Origin of the sequence: Rahnella woolbedingensis, from assembly GCF_003602095.1 — a bacterium.
GTDB classification, from domain to species: Bacteria; Pseudomonadota; Gammaproteobacteria; order Enterobacterales; family Enterobacteriaceae; genus Rahnella; species Rahnella woolbedingensis.
This window is the reverse complement of the sequence record NZ_RAHH01000030.1, coordinates 26109-40748: the sequence shown is the minus strand read 5'-3', so window position 1 is coordinate 40748 and position 14640 is coordinate 26109. Positions and strand designations below refer to the sequence as shown.

Genomic DNA, 14640 nt, shown 5'->3' with positions numbered 1-14640 from the left:
ATGAATGCGCAGTGAAATAATGACCTGAACCAGTGGGGGCTGCGGGAAATTCGCCGGTGATATCACCGGCAGAGTGTGCGAAATGCGTCACGCAAAATGGCCTGAATTCGGCCTCAGGATACGGATTTTTCCTGGTCTGCTATTTTGCGATATAAGCGTCTCGGATGACCGATATTTCCGTACTGCATTTCGACGCCGATAAAGCCAATTTCCACACAATATTCCAGATAACGACGGCCTGTCGTTTTGCTGATCCCGACCTCCTCAACCACCTCTTCAACAGACCAGCTGACGTCAGGTTTCGCGGTAAAAACGCGCTGAACCAGTTCGAGCGTATTCGGTTCGATGCCTTTGGCGGAAGGGGCTGCCGGCGTATCGCTGGCGGGCAGATTGAACAGCTTATCCAGCGCCCGCTGATCCACCACTTTCACATTGCGCAGCGTTTGCACCAGCTGCATAAAACGTTCCAGTGAGCTTTGCAGCCGGTGGAAAGATACCGGTTTGATAATGTAATCAAACGCGCCGCTGCGCATCGCATGACTACAGGTTTGCATATCGCTGGCGGCGGTAATGAAAATCACCGAGCAATCGAAGCTTTTCAGCAGCGCGCTGTCGATGAGATCCACACCCTGACCGTCCGGCAAAAAGTTATCGAGCAGGATCAGCCGTGGCTCATGCAGGCGCAGCAATGAGCGCGCCTGTTCCAGCGTGGCGGCAATACCCACAACACGCAGATTGAAATTCTGCTCGATAAAATCGCGGTGCAGGCCGGCAAGATGCGGCTCGTCTTCCACAATCACTACATCGAGAGCGCTACTGTTATTCATGATTCGTTCCTGTTAGAGCATTCGCCGGAGTCGGTATAAAGACTGAAAATATCGTCCCCTGCGGCGAGTTGTCTGAGATTTCGATGCTGCCACCGGCCTGACGGACATATCCGGCCACCAGATAAAGCCCGATACCGTGTTCTGCGCCGGTCGTCTCATGGCCGCTTGAGGGCTTGCTCGTCACGCCCTGTTCAAACAGATGAGGTTTCAGGGCATCGTCCACGCCGCTGCCCTGATCGGCGACCTCAATCAGCAACTCCTGATTCCTGTCAGAAATATACAGTTCCACCGGCGCAGGAGGTGTCAGCGCTTTCAGCGTGGCGTCCACGGCATTATCCAGCAGATTACCGACCACCGACATCAGCTCAGTTTCAGTAATCGCTGCCGGAATACGGATTAACTGGCAGGCGGGGTCGAAACTCAGCTCCACGCCTTTTTCGCGCGCGCTGACGTATTTCCCCAGCAGCAGCCCGCAAAGCGCCGGGGAGGTGAAGCGCGTCGAGACGAAATCCAGCACCGCCTGCGCTCCTTCGGACTGCGCCTGGATATAGTGCATCGCATCGTCGTAACGCTGCATTTGCAGCAACCCCGCCAGCGTGGCGGTCCAGTTCAGCTGTTCGTGGCGCATGATGCGCAGATTGTCCGCGTAACGTTTCACCTGACTCAGCTGACTGCTCAGCGTATTAATGTCATTTTTATCGCGGAAACTGAACACCCAGCCGCTTTCCTTGCCCGGTTCCAGCTCTATCGGCACGCGGTTGACGATCACCTGTCTTTGATTAAGCACCGTAATCTGATCATGCTGGCTGTTATTTTCACTGACACCACTTTGCGTAAAGAAGGTGGGCGGAGTCTGAAGCACCTCATTGAGCGGTTTACCCAGCAGTTCATTTTCGGGCTGATGGATATCGAGTAACTCACGTGCGGCACGGTTGATGGAAATCAGCTGCTTCTGCGCATTAATCGCAAATACGCCTTCATACATGGCTTCCAGCAAGGCTTTTTGCTGGCGAACCAGAAGGGCTATATCTTTTGGCTCCAGCCAGAACATCTGCTTTTTAACGTTGCGGGTAAACATCCATGAAAAAATAAACAGCAGTAATAAAAGCAGCAAACCGTATAAACCCACCTGCGCCAGGCGGTGGCCATTAATGTTATCAATATATGAGGTGAGGTAGCCGACGGAAACAATACCGATGACCTGATTATTCTCATCCAGGATCGGCGCTTTACTGCGCAACGAAACGCCGATGCCGCCTTGTCTGACGGAAATAATGGTTTTACCGGCCAGCACCCCGGCATTATCACCGCCAATCATTGGCAGATCGATTCGCTCCGGCGATTCGGAGTGATAAAGATGCAGCTCGCGGGTATCCCCTATCACGATATAACTGGCATCGCTTTTATCACGCAGTGGCTGGATAAGTCTGGCAATACCGGCGATATCCCGGGCCTGAACCTTCTGTGCCAGCCCCGGCATCAGTGCGATTTCACTGGCCTGAACGCGTGCGCGCTGGCCGAGGTCATGGTGCAACTGACGGTCGATGATATGAAATAAAATAGCGCCCAGCAGCACCAGCAACAGGCAGGAAAATACCACCAGAGATAAAAAGAGTTTTACCTGAAAAGGCATTCGGAGTTTCATACGGTCTGCGGCAACATCAACGTAAAGACACACATTGAATAAGCCTACCATGGGCCAACAGGGGCGGTAATCGGATAAAGACAGAGTTGTGAACAGGCAATATAAATAGCGATGAGTTCACTCAGTGATTATAGGGGTAATAGGGTGTTTTACTACAAATCTGATAATCCTTATAAATCAAATAACATTAACTCCATAAACACCATAACAACCTTAATCCCTGCGGTTTTAATTTGAACAAACTCACATCCGGCTGACCTGCTGTTTTCTTATGCTCAGAACATCAATAAGAAAAGTACTTATAAGAAAGAGGCAATGTCATGAGCACAACCGACGATTCCTACATCGCAGTCAAAGAAACGAAAGCTTCCGGCCTCTCAGCCAGGCAAAAATGGTGGCACATTCTTGATAACTACAAGATTGGTATTATCCCGCTACCTTTCTTCCTGCTGGCAGGCGTGCTGATCCTGCTCGACTGCCTGAACGGCAAACTGCCGAGCGATATCGTGGTGATGGTCGCTACGCTGGCCTTCTTCGGTTTTGCCTGCGGAGAATTTGGTAAACGCTTACCGGTGGTGGGCAAACTCGGCGCGGCGGCGATTTGCGCCACCTTTATTCCTTCGGCGATGGTGCATTACGGGCTGCTGCCGGATGTGGTGGTTGATTCCACGGTCAAATTCTACAAATCCACCAACATTCTCTACCTTTATATCTGCTGCATTATTGTCGGCAGCATCATGAGCATGAACCGTCAGGTGCTGATCCAGGGCTTTATGCGCATTTTCGTGCCGATGCTGTGCGGAGAAGTTGTCGGGATGATCGCCGGTATGGCGATGGGCACCGTTTTAGGTTTACCACTGATGCAGACCTTCTTCTTCCTGATCCTGCCGATCATGGCCGGGGGCGTGGGCGAAGGGGCGATCCCCTTGTCGATGGGTTACGCGACCATTTTGCATATGGACCAGGGCGTGGCGCTGGGGCGTATTTTGCCGATCGTCATGCTGGGTGGTCTGACGGCGATTGTGCTGGCGGGTGTGCTCAATCAGCTGGGCAAACGCTATCCGCATCTGACCGGCGAGGGTCAGCTGATGCCGTCGAAAAAAGGGGTGCTGGGCAGTGGTACTGATGAATTCGAAGGCAATCCGGGAGTAAATGCGCTGGCCTGTGGCGCGCTGCTGGCGATCCTGTTGTACATGGTCGGGATGCTCGGACAGAAATGGATCGGTCTGCCTGCGCCGGTCGGCATGTTATTCGCAGCGGTGCTGGTAAAACTGGCGAACGGCGTTTCTCCGGCTATTCAGCATGGCTCGATGACGGTGTATAAATTCTTCCGCACCGCAGTGACCTATCCGGTGCTGTTCGCGGTGGGTGTGGCGATTACGCCGTGGCAGGAACTGATCAACGCTTTCACCCTCCAGAACCTGCTGGTTATCGTGACCACGGTGCTGGCGCTGGTAGGCACCGGTTTTTACGTCGGCAAGAAAATCGGTATGCATCCGATTGATGTAGCGATTGTTTCCTGCTGCCAGAGCGGGCAGGGAGGAACCGGTGATGTTGCGATCCTCACTTCCGGTAACCGCATGACCCTGATGCCTTTTGCACAAATCGCTACCCGTATCGGCGGTGCGATTAACGTATCGGTCGGGCTGTTCGTGCTGGCGAAGTTCTTCTCCTGAGATAGTCCCTCCTGATACTACCAACCCCTTTTACTGAAGGGGTTGGTTTCACAGACAAAATTGTTTTGAGTCTAATTTTGGACACATTGCAGGCTGGTTATTTATTATTCTGTGGTTATTATTTGCGCACTCAAAGAGGAGTCACCCGCACCGTCAGCAGGTTCTCAGGTAAGGATTAATGGCATTTTCGTTAAAAGAAGTCACGCATGCTCAGTATTAAAAAGTTTCTACCCGTATTACTCATTATTGCTCCGGTATTATTTAGCACCAATTCCTTTGCCTTTGATATGCCAAAGGAATTTGTGTCTATGAATAATCATAAATTCTCCCAAACAGCGCTTTTTGAGACAAAAGAAGCACCGGTATATGAAGCCGGTAATGGCAGCTCAAAAACGATCAAAGCTTTGTTACTGTCAGAATATTTAAACTGGAAGGGTACACATTATCGTCTGGGTGGCACTACCCATAAAGGCGTGGATTGTTCAGCGCTGATGCAGCATCTCTTCAATGCTTCCCTGCACCAGCAGTTGCCCCGAACGACGTTCCAGCAGATAAAGAATGGGGAGAAGATCAGCAAAAATGACCTCAAACCTGGTGATCTGGTCTTTTTCAAAACCTCATCGCGCGATCGTCATGTTGGTGTTTATGTCGGGGATAATCAGTTTATTCACGCATCGAAAATTGAAGGTGTCACCATTTCATCTCTGGATAATCAGTACTGGATTAATCATTATGAAACGGCGCGACGTTTAGAATTAATGAGTTAAATAAAGCATATAATCACGGGCGAATTAATTTTTATAATTCGCCCGTGATAATTTATGGATAATGTATCGCTTATTTATCCGAAGATGCCTGCCACAGATTTAATTCGCCATCCGCCACATGTTTATCGATCGCCGCCAGTTCTTCTGCGGTAAAGCGCAGATTTTCCAGCGCCTTCACGTTTTCATCCAGCTGTTCCGGACGGCTGGCACCGATCAGCACCGACGTCACACGGTTATCCTTCAGCAGCCAGCTCAGCGCCATCTGCGCCATTGTCTGCCCGCGCTGTTGCGCCATTTCATTGAGCAAACGCAGACTGTTCAGATTCTCTTCTGACAGCATTTTGGCATTCAGGCCGCGTACTTTGTTCCCTTCCACCTGCATGCGCGAACCGTCCGGAATACCTTTAAGGTATTTGCCGGTCAGCAAACCCTGCGCCAGCGGCGTGAACGCAATACATCCCGCGCCATTTTGCTCCAGCGTATCCAGCAGGCCGCTCTTATCGACCCAGCGGTTCAGCAGATTGTAAGAAGGCTGATGGATAAGCAGCGGCACTTTCAGTTCGCGCAGCAGCTCAGCCATTTTTTGTGTACGTTCCGGCGAATAAGACGAAATCCCGACATACAGCGCCTTGCCGCTTTGCACGGCGTATGCCAGCGCCGCAGCGGTTTCTTCCATTGGCGTCTCTTCATCTACACGATGCGAATAGAAGATATCGACGTAATCGAGCCCCATGCGTTGCAGGCTTTGATCGAGGCTCGCCAGCAGATATTTGCGCGAACCGCCGGAGCCATACGGACCCGGCCACATATCGTAACCGGCTTTAGTGGAGATGATCAGTTCATCACGATACGGGGCGAAATCCTGCTTCAGCAGGCGGCCAAAATTCTCCTCGGCAGATCCCGGAGGCGGGCCGTAGTTATTGGCCAGATCAAAATGCGTGATGCCTAAATCAAAGGCTTTTTGCAGCAATGCACGCTGAGATTCCAGCTGACTGACATGGCCGAAGCTGTGCCAGAGACCGAGGGACAGTGCAGGGAGTTTTAAACCGCTTTGACCGCAGCGGCGAAATTGCATGGTTTCATAGCGGGAGGGTGAGGCCTGATACGGCATTGTAATCTCTCCTTTTCATTATAGATGTAGGGTTTTGAAACACTGTTTCTATAGTAGCGCGGGGAGGAATTACAGCAACAGGATAAATCGGGAAGGGGAGAAAGAGCTTCCTCCCCGTATACATCAGAAATCCCAGTCTTCATCTTCAGTATTGACGGCTTTGCCGATCACATACGACGATCCGGATCCGGAGAAGAAGTCGTGGTTTTCGTCGGCGTTTGGCGATAATGCGGAAAGGATCGCCGGATTCACATCCGCCATGCTGGCCGGGAACAGGGCTTCGTAGCCGAGATTCATCAGCGCTTTGTTGGCGTTGTAATGCAGGAATTTCTTCACGTCTTCGCTCCAGCCCACGCCGTCGTACAATTCTTCGGTATAGCGGATCTCGTTGTCGTACAAGTCCTGAATCAGATCAAACGCCTGCTCTTTGATCTGCCGCTGACGTTCTTCGCTTTCCAGTGCCAGCGCTTTCTGGAATTTATAGCCGATGTAATAGCCGTGAACCGCTTCGTCACGGATGATCAGACGGATCAGATCTGCGGTGTTGGTCAGTTTGGCGCGGCTCGACCAGTACATCGGCAGATAGAAACCGGAGTAAAACAGGAACGATTCGAGGAACACGCTGGCCACTTTCTTCATCAGCGGATCTTCGCCGTCGTAATACGACAAAATGATCGCCGCTTTGTTTTGCAGCGCGACGTTTTCCTCACTCCAGCGGTAGGCTTCATCCACGTCCACGGTGGCGCACAGCGTCGAGAAAATCGAGCTGTAAGAACGCGCATGTACCGCTTCCATAAAACAGATATTTGAGTAAACCGCTTCTTCGTGCGGTGTCACCGCGTCTTTCATCAGCCTCGGTGCGCCGACGACATTTTGCACGGTATCAAGCAACGTTAGCCCGGTAAACACGCGGATCGTCAGCTGTTTTTCTTGTGCGCTCAGCGTCGCCCAGGACGGAATATCGTTCGACAGCGGCACCTTTTCCGGTAGCCAGAAATTCGACGTCAGGCGGTTCCACACTTCGAGGTCTTTATCGTCCTGGATTTTGTTCCAGTTGATGGCTTTGCTGACCGGTTGCGGTACTAAAAATTGTTTTACTGCGCTCATCTTTTAAGTCCTTTCAATCGGTTACAGCGTGCAGGAAACGCAGCCCTGAACTTCAGTGCCTTCCAGCGCCATCTGGCGCAGACGGATGTAATAAATGGTTTTGATGCCTTTGCGCCAGGCGTAAATCTGCGCTTTGTTGATGTCGCGCGTGGTGGCGGTATCGCGGAAGAACAGCGTCAGCGACAGCCCCTGATCGACGTGCTGCGTGGCTTCTGCGTAGGTATCAATGATTTTTTCCGGACCGATTTCATAGGCATCCTGGTAGTAATCCAGATTGTCGTTGGTCATAAACGCCGCCGGATAATACACGCGACCAATTTTGCCCTCTTTACGGATTTCTACGCGGGACACAATCGGGTGAATACTCGACGTCGAATTATTAATGTAAGAAATTGAACCGGTCGGCGGCACCGCCTGTAAGTTCTGGTTATACAGGCCATGCTGCATTACGGACTCTTGCAGTGCCACCCAGTCTGCGGTGGCCGGAATGGCAATTCCGGCGTCAGCAAACAGTTCGCGCACGCGTTCGGTTTTCGGCTGCCATTTCGCAGCCAATGCGTCATCGACATATTTGTCGAAATAGGCGCCGCTGGCATAAGTGGAATCTTTGAAACCTTTAAACGACCGCTGGCGTTCGATGGCAATCTGGTTTGACGCACGGATGGCGTGGAAAGCCACGGTGCAGAAATAGATATTGGTGAAATCCAGCCCCTCTGCCGAGCCGTAATAAATCCGCTCGCGGCACAGATAGCCGTGCAGATTCATCTGTCCGAGGCCGATGGCGTGAGAATCCTGATTCCCCTGATCGATAGACGGCACCGAGCGGATGTGACTCATGTCAGACACCGCGGTCAGCGCACGCACTGCCATTTCCACGGTATTGCCGAAGTCCGGTGAATCCATCGCCGAGGCGATATTCAGTGAGCCGAGATTGCAGGAGATGTCTTTGCCAATTTCCTGATAGGAGAGGTCTTCGCCGTAGATCGTTGGCGAATTCACCTGCAAAATCTCCGAACACAGGTTGCTCATGTTGATGCGACCTTTGATCGGATTGGCGCGGTTTACCGTATCTTCAAACATCATGTACGGATAACCGGATTCAAACTGAATTTCCGCCAGCACCTGAAAGAACTCGCGGGCGTTGATTTTGCTTTTGTGAATGCGCTTGTCATTCACCATCTCACGGTATTTCTCGCTGATGCTGATTTCCGACATCGGCACGCCATACACTTTCTCGACGTGGTACGGCGAGAACAGATACATATCTTCGTTGTTCTTCGCCAGTTCGAAGGTGATGTCCGGAATAACCACACCCAGCGACAGCGTTTTAATACGGATTTTCTCGTCGGCGTTTTCGCGTTTGGTATCGAGAAAACGCAAAATATCCGGGTGATGGGCGTTCAGATAGACCGCGCCTGCGCCCTGACGCGCACCCAGCTGATTGGCGTAAGAGAAGGCATCTTCCAGCATTTTCATGATCGGAATAACACCGGAAGACTGGTTTTCGATGCGCTTAATCGGCGCACCCACTTCACGGATGTTGGTCAGCATAAACGCCACGCCGCCGCCGCGTTTGGAAAGCTGCAACGCCGAGTTCACCGAGCGCCCGATGGATTCCATATTGTCTTCGATGCGTAACAAAAAGCAGGAGACCAGCTCGCCGCGCTGTTTTTTGCCGCAGTTGAGAAACGTCGGTGTCGCAGGCTGGAAGCGGCCAGAGATAATCTCATCGACAAAATGGCTGGCGAGCTGAATATCGCCGCGTGCCAGCGTCATCGCCACCATGCAGACACGGTCTTCATAACGTTCGAGATAACGTTTGCCGTCGAAAGTTTTCAGCGTGTAGCTGGTGTAATACTTGAACGCGCCCAGGAAAGTCTGGAAGCGGAATTTTTTGGCGTAAGCCTGTTTGAATAACGCCTTAATATCGTCAAACGCGTACTGATCCAGCACAGCGGCTTCGTAATAGCCTTCTTCCACCAGATACCGCAGTTTTTCCGCCAGATTATGGAAGAACACCGTGTTCTGATTGACGTGTTGCAGGAAGTATTGGCGCGCGGCCAGACGGTCTTTATCAAACTGGATCTGACCGTTAGTGTCGAACAGATTCAGCATCGCGTTAAGCGCGTGATAGTCCGGGCTGCTGGTGCCGGGGTCGGTGATAGCTAGTTCTGTCGCTGCCAAAATTCTGTTACTCCCTGTCTGACCTTTGCAACGTCTTCCGGCGTTCCCAGCAATTCAAAGCGGTACAGGTAAGGCACCTGACACTTCTGGGAAATAATGTCGCCGGCAATACAATACGCTGCGCCGAAGTTAGTGTTTCCGGCGGCGATAACGCCGCGGATGAGTGAACGGTTATGTTCATCGTTGAGAAAACGGATCACTTGAGTCGGTACCGCGCCTTTGGCCGATCCGCCGCCGTAACTCGGCACCACCAAAATGTACGGTGTGTCGATGCGCAATTTTTCGGGCTGACGATTAATCGGGATGCGGATCGCCGGCAAACCTGTTCTGCCGACGAAGCGATGGGTGTTTTCTGAACTGCTGGAAAAATAGACCAACGGATTCATCCGCCGGGCCTCAGAACGCGTTCTGAAGCTGGCGCAGGGCGCTGATTTTGTCCGGACGGAAACCAGACCAGTGGTCGTCACCGGCCACAATCACCGGAACCTGCTGATAACCCATCGCACGAACCTGGCCAAGAGCCTGCTCATCCTGAGTTAAATCCACAACTTCGTAAGCGATGCCTTGTTTATCTAATGCACGGTAAGTCGCGTTGCACTGGACACAGTCTGGTTTACTGTAAATAATAATGCTCATGATTCGTATTTCCATCTGGTGAGAAATCAGAGACAATTTTTACCTTCCCGCTGTGCGGTCGTTTCAGCCGGGGGAAAGGCGCGAGAGTCGGTGCCATCGTGGCGTCCCGATGCATTGAATACTAGATGTGGTGATTTAAATTTTCAACCACACAATATGTAGATTTTCTAAATTTGCTTATTGCAAAAACGACAAAGCCCGCTGGAAGCGGGCTCGAGAGGAAAAACTTTTTACAGTTCGTTTTTTAAGCGGTGAAATTACTGGCGCATACCCACGGCAAGACGGTTAAAAGCATTCATCAGGCCGATGGCGAACGTCAGTTCTGAGATTTCGACGTCGCTGAATTGTGCTTTCAGTGGCTCAAACGCATTGTCCGGCGCACCGGTGGTAGCCACCAGCGTCAGGGATTCTGCCCACGCCAGCGCCGCACGTTCACGTTCTGAATACACGTGGCTGACCTGCCAGCCCGCAAGCTGATCGAGTTTGGCCTGAGCAACGTCCATTTTACGCAGCGCTTTGGAGTGCATGTCCAGGCAATAGGCGCAGCCATTGATTTGTGAAACACGCAGGAACGCCAGTTCGATAATCACGTTATCCAGCGGACCGTTTTCCAGCGCGCCGAGCGCCGCTTTCATCGGCTCCATCACGGAAGAAGACAGGGAATAGTAAGGCAGGCGAAGTGCAGTCATGATGATTTCCTCTGGGATTTTTGGGATTTAACAGTGGCGCACCGTGCGCCTCAATGACCGCTACTTTACGCCTCGCATGGTCTATACTACAGGGCCATAAAATACATATTTAAACAGGTCATGATGCGCGGCTTCAGTCTTTCCTTTCAGCTCGATCCCCGGCATAAAGAGCCACTTTACCGCCAGATTTATCAGCGGGTAAAACAGGCGATCATGGCCGGGCAGCTTAGACGCGACAGCCGCGTGCCGTCTGTGCGGGCACTGGCCAGCGAACTCGGGGTGGCGCGCGCAACGGTGGAAAATGCTTATGGCCTGCTGATGGCGGAAGGATTTTTGCAAAGCCGCGGGCAGGCCGGAACAGTGGTCAGCGCGCCGGAAAGTTTATCCGCCGCTGCCCCCAGGCCTGTCAGGAAAGACGCGGCGCGTAAACCTATCAATCCGATGCTGCCCTCTGTTTCTTCTTTGCCTTTCCAGCTCGGGCTTCCGGCGCTCGATGAATTCCCCCGCGCTATCTGGTCGCGCATAGTCTCGCGGCAAATCCGTCACACCAGCATGAACGATCTCGGTCATCCGCCGCTGGCAGGCACTGACGGATTGCGCAATGCAGTCGCGCGTTATCTGCAACTTTCCCGCGGGTTTACCTGCCGCCCCGAACAGATTTTTATCTGCGGTGGTTACGCACCGGTTCTGGATTTGATTATCGGCAGCCTGTTGCAGCCCGGCGACGGTGTGTGGCTGGAAGACCCCGGTTATCCGGTAACACAGGCGTTTTTCCGCGCGGCAGGTGCGGTTGCCATGGCGGTGAACGTGGACGATGAAGGCATGAATGTGCCGCAGGCGGTGAAGCAGTTTCCTGCCGCGCGATTTGCCGTTGTGACGCCAGCACATCAGAGCCCGACCGGCGTGACCATGAGTTTAGCGCGGCGCATGGCGTTGCTCGACTGGGCGGCGAAACAGCAGGCGTGGATTATCGAAGATGACTACGACAGCGAGTTTCGTTATCACGGCCAGCCGCTCCCTTCCCTGAAAAGCCTGGATACGCAGGGAAGGGTGATTTATGCCGGCACCTTCAGCAAAGTGATGTTTCCGGCGCTGCGTTGCGGTTATGTCGTGGTACCAGAAAGTCTGGTGGAGAAAATCGAAGCTTATTGCCCGCTGCGGATTTGCGGTACGCCGCCGTTGCTGCAAAGCAGCATTGCGGAATTTATCGAACAGGGGCATTTCTACCGGCATCTGAAAAGAATGCGTCAGTTGTATGCACTGCGGCGTGGCTTTCTGGAACAGGCGCTGACGGCGCAGTTTTCGGCGGAGATATTGCGGGTGAATCAGCAAGTCGGCGGGATCCAGCTGTCCGCCAGCCTGAACAAAAATCTCGATGATGCGCTGATTGCCAAAAATGCCCGCGAACAGGGGCTGGCGGTACAGGCGCTTTCCGACTGGCAGGTTGAGCGGCGTGAACGTGGCGACGTGCTGCGCCCGAACGGACTGCTGATGGGATTTCCTAATATTGGCACTCAGGAACAGGCAAACCAACTGGCCGCGCGACTGGAAGAAGTGATTTCAAAGACCCAGAAATAGAAAACGGAGCCCGAAGGCTCCGTCGTCTTTTTAGCAATTGCGCGGCAATGAGGGAACCACGCGGATGTTTCAGCTTTTTAAGCCATATTCCCGACACAGGAGTGAAACATCACAAATTGCCTTTAACGTTAGCGACGTCCCAGCAGGACCCCGATAACAATACCGATTGCCGCACCGGCACCGACGCCGTACCACGGATTATCTTTCACATAATCGTTGGCTGAAGCTGCCGCATCACGTGCCTGCTGGCTGATTTTATCGGTGTTAAAACGTGCGCGGGTATCGCGCAGAACGCCCTGTGCTTTGCTGCGGATCTTATCCAATTCGTCCCTGGATTTATCACCTGCAGACTGAAGCACTTCATCCAGCGTGTCCGCCAGCAGGGTTACGTCCTGATTGATATTTTTTTCTACTTTATCTGTTTTCTTAAACATTCCGTCTCTCCTTGTGTGACTGTTGAATTAAGCATAGACCATAATGTTGTACCGGATGGTTCTTTAAGGACAAAGGACTGGGATTATCGGGCTTTTCAGACCATGACGCTGTGGTAACAAGTCAGGCGGGGCGCGGGATGGCGTGACGCGGCTCAGATTTCTCTGCAAAACAAAATTCACGTTACAGCCAATAACATTTTTAACCCGTAGTGAGGCTGAAACCTGTTTATACTGTTGATTCCACTCTCAGTGATCTCATTTTTCGGGTCCGCCCATGTCTTTAAGTACGCTTCGTTCTAACGCTGTCCTCAATAAACGCATTTTGTCGTTCATGCTGTTTACCTTCGTTGTCTATCTGACTATCGGCTTACCGCTCGCCGTCTTGCCGGGCTTTGTGCATAACACCCTGGGATATAACTCAGTGCTGGCGGGGCTGGTGATCAGCGTCCAGTATTTCTCGACGCTGATAAGCCGTCCGCACGCAGGGCGTTACGCCGATCTGCTGGGGCCGAAAAGGGTGGTGATTTTTGGTCTGGTTTGCTGCGGGATGAGCGGCGTTTTTTACGCGTTCGCTTTCTGGTTTGCCGCTAATCCCCTCGCCAGCCTGCTGCTGCTTTGTCTGGCGCGCGTTTTCTTAGGCGTGGGGGAAAGCTTCGGTAGCACCGGCACCACTTTGTGGGGGATTGGTGCAGTGGGCGCAAAACATACGGCGCGGGTGATTTCCTGGAACGGTGTGGCGACATATGGCGCGATGGCCGTCGGCGCGCCGCTCGGGGTTTTGCTCAACCACGCGTACGGACTGATGGGCGTCGCCGTTCTGATCGTCGTTGCCGCCGCTTTTGCCGCCATTCTGGCTTGCATGAAAGCGGCGATTTCCGTCACCGCCGGTAAACGTATCGCCTTTAAGGCGGTAGTCGGACGCATCTGGCTTTACGGGCTGGGGCTCGGTTTTGGCACTATCGGGTTCGGCGTTATCGCCACCTTTATCACGCTGTATTACGCCGATAAAGGCTGGAGCGGGGCGGCGTTCACGCTCACCTTATTCAGCCTCGGATTTGTCGGCGCGCGTCTGATCTTCGGCAATATGATTAACCGGTTTGGCGGCCTGCGGGTCTCGCTGGTGTCATTCGTGTTTGAGGTCGCGGGGCTGCTGATGATCTGGATGGGGCACGATCCGCTGTCAGTCCAGTTTGGCGCGTTCCTTACCGGTTCCGGCTTTTCCCTTATTTTCCCGGCGCTGGGCGTGGAAGCCGTGAAACAGGTGCCGCCGCAAAATCAGGGCACAGCGCTGGGCCTATATTCTGCATTTTTAGATCTCGGGCTGGGTATCACCGGACCGGTCGCCGGGCTGATTATTTCGCATCTGGGCACGCCGTCTATTTATCTGGCCGCAGCATTTATGGTGGTGGTCGCCTGGCTGCTGACCCTCAAAATATGGCTGCAAACCTCGCGTCAGACACAGACTGAATAGCCTTTTTAATTGTGAGGATGATGCGTTTAGATAAATCCTAAATACGCTAAAGTTTAGGATAAACGCATTGTCTGGCAGAGTTATTGCGGTAAGGTCGCCTTGCGGTTAAAGAAGCGAGGAGCAACCATGTATTTACGGCCAGATGAAGTGGCACGCGTTTTAGAAACATCAGGGTTCGAACGCGATTTTGTTGTTGATAAAGCTTACGGTTATCGCCGTGGCGAGCATTATGTGTATGTAAACCGGGAAGCGCGGTTTGGCCGGACTGCCCTGGTAATACACCCGGCGCTGAAAGAGCGCAGTGAACAATTTGCCGAACCGACGGCATCTTTTCGCAGCAGTGATGCGTACAAGAATTTCCCGCTGGATGTTTCCAGCGACAACGAAACCTATTATGGAATTTGCCACGGTTTCAGTTCACGTCAGATTCTCGCGAGCTATCTGGATAATGTGTTCAGATAATCCGGCAACGGAACAGGAACAGACAGCGCTGATTTCACCAGCGCTGTTACCTC

At 52.6% G+C, this 14640-nt stretch carries 14 protein-coding genes; 5 read left to right on the top strand and 9 right to left on the bottom strand.

Annotated features, from left to right (window positions below; all coding sequences use genetic code 11):
- Window positions 1-113: 113 nt before the first annotated feature.
- The gene (locus D6C13_RS20905; RefSeq protein WP_120134582.1) at window positions 114-827 is read right to left on the bottom strand and encodes a response regulator; all 714 of its coding nucleotides are present in this window, start codon (window positions 825-827) and stop codon (window positions 114-116) included.
- Window positions 820-2472 carry an ATP-binding protein gene (locus tag D6C13_RS20900; protein ID WP_120134581.1) on the bottom strand — a complete coding sequence of 551 codons (1653 nt, stop codon included), beginning with the start codon at window positions 2470-2472 and terminating at the stop codon, window positions 820-822. The genes D6C13_RS20905 and D6C13_RS20900 overlap by 8 nt, the downstream gene beginning before the upstream one ends.
- A 320-nt stretch (window positions 2473-2792) precedes the next feature.
- Between D6C13_RS20900 and D6C13_RS20895 the strand changes: the two genes are divergently transcribed.
- Window positions 2793-4148 carry a 2-hydroxycarboxylate transporter family protein gene (locus tag D6C13_RS20895; protein ID WP_120134580.1) on the top strand — a complete coding sequence of 452 codons (1356 nt, stop codon included), beginning with the start codon at window positions 2793-2795 and terminating at the stop codon, window positions 4146-4148.
- 206 nt (window positions 4149-4354) lie between these two features.
- Complete coding sequence (locus D6C13_RS20890) at window positions 4355-4915, top strand: NlpC/P60 family protein (RefSeq protein ID WP_120134579.1); 561 nt, start codon at window positions 4355-4357, stop codon at window positions 4913-4915.
- A 70-nt stretch (window positions 4916-4985) separates the two neighbouring features.
- Here D6C13_RS20890 and mgrA read toward each other — a convergent pair whose 3' ends face one another.
- The 6 genes from mgrA to D6C13_RS20860 all read right to left on the bottom strand — a co-directional run bounded on the left by mgrA (window position 4986) and on the right by D6C13_RS20860 (window position 10642).
- On the bottom strand, window positions 4986-6026 hold the full coding sequence (gene mgrA, locus D6C13_RS20885; RefSeq protein WP_120134578.1) for an L-glyceraldehyde 3-phosphate reductase: 1041 nt from the start codon (window positions 6024-6026) through the stop codon (window positions 4986-4988).
- A 123-nt stretch (window positions 6027-6149) separates the two neighbouring features.
- The gene (nrdF, locus tag D6C13_RS20880; protein ID WP_120134577.1) at window positions 6150-7133 is read right to left on the bottom strand and encodes a class 1b ribonucleoside-diphosphate reductase subunit beta; all 984 of its coding nucleotides are present in this window, start codon (window positions 7131-7133) and stop codon (window positions 6150-6152) included.
- A 21-nt stretch (window positions 7134-7154) separates the two neighbouring features.
- Window positions 7155-9317, bottom strand: coding sequence for a class 1b ribonucleoside-diphosphate reductase subunit alpha (nrdE, locus tag D6C13_RS20875; RefSeq protein ID WP_120134576.1), 2163 nt, complete (start codon window positions 9315-9317; stop codon window positions 7155-7157).
- Window positions 9299-9703 (bottom strand): class Ib ribonucleoside-diphosphate reductase assembly flavoprotein NrdI, encoded by a 405-nt coding sequence (nrdI, locus tag D6C13_RS20870; RefSeq protein WP_120134575.1) that lies wholly within the window; start codon window positions 9701-9703, stop codon window positions 9299-9301. The genes nrdE and nrdI overlap by 19 nt, the downstream gene beginning before the upstream one ends.
- Before the next feature lie 10 nt (window positions 9704-9713).
- The gene (nrdH, locus tag D6C13_RS20865) at window positions 9714-9953 is read right to left on the bottom strand and encodes a glutaredoxin-like protein NrdH (protein ID WP_013574097.1); all 240 of its coding nucleotides are present in this window, start codon (window positions 9951-9953) and stop codon (window positions 9714-9716) included.
- 257 nt (window positions 9954-10210) lie between these two features.
- Complete coding sequence (locus D6C13_RS20860) at window positions 10211-10642, bottom strand: carboxymuconolactone decarboxylase family protein (RefSeq protein ID WP_120134574.1); 432 nt, start codon at window positions 10640-10642, stop codon at window positions 10211-10213.
- A 123-nt stretch (window positions 10643-10765) separates the two neighbouring features.
- On the opposite strand from D6C13_RS20860, the gene pdxR reads away from it, so the two are divergent.
- The gene (gene pdxR / locus D6C13_RS20855) at window positions 10766-12220 is read left to right on the top strand and encodes a MocR-like pyridoxine biosynthesis transcription factor PdxR (RefSeq protein WP_120134599.1); all 1455 of its coding nucleotides are present in this window, start codon (window positions 10766-10768) and stop codon (window positions 12218-12220) included.
- Window positions 12221-12348: 128 nt separating this feature from the next.
- On the opposite strand, the gene D6C13_RS20850 is transcribed toward pdxR, so the two are convergent.
- Window positions 12349-12654, bottom strand: a complete 306-nt coding sequence (locus tag D6C13_RS20850) for an ElaB/YgaM/YqjD family protein (RefSeq protein ID WP_120134573.1) — start codon at window positions 12652-12654, stop codon at window positions 12349-12351.
- Between the two features lie 274 nt (window positions 12655-12928).
- On the opposite strand from D6C13_RS20850, the gene D6C13_RS20845 reads away from it, so the two are divergent.
- Together D6C13_RS20845 and D6C13_RS20840 are read left to right on the top strand one after the other, a co-directional pair.
- The gene (locus tag D6C13_RS20845) at window positions 12929-14125 is read left to right on the top strand and encodes an MFS transporter (protein WP_120134572.1); all 1197 of its coding nucleotides are present in this window, start codon (window positions 12929-12931) and stop codon (window positions 14123-14125) included.
- A 126-nt stretch (window positions 14126-14251) separates the two neighbouring features.
- Window positions 14252-14587, top strand: a complete 336-nt coding sequence (locus D6C13_RS20840; RefSeq protein ID WP_120134571.1) for a DUF2002 family protein — start codon at window positions 14252-14254, stop codon at window positions 14585-14587.
- The last annotated feature ends 53 nt before the right edge of the window (window positions 14588-14640 follow it).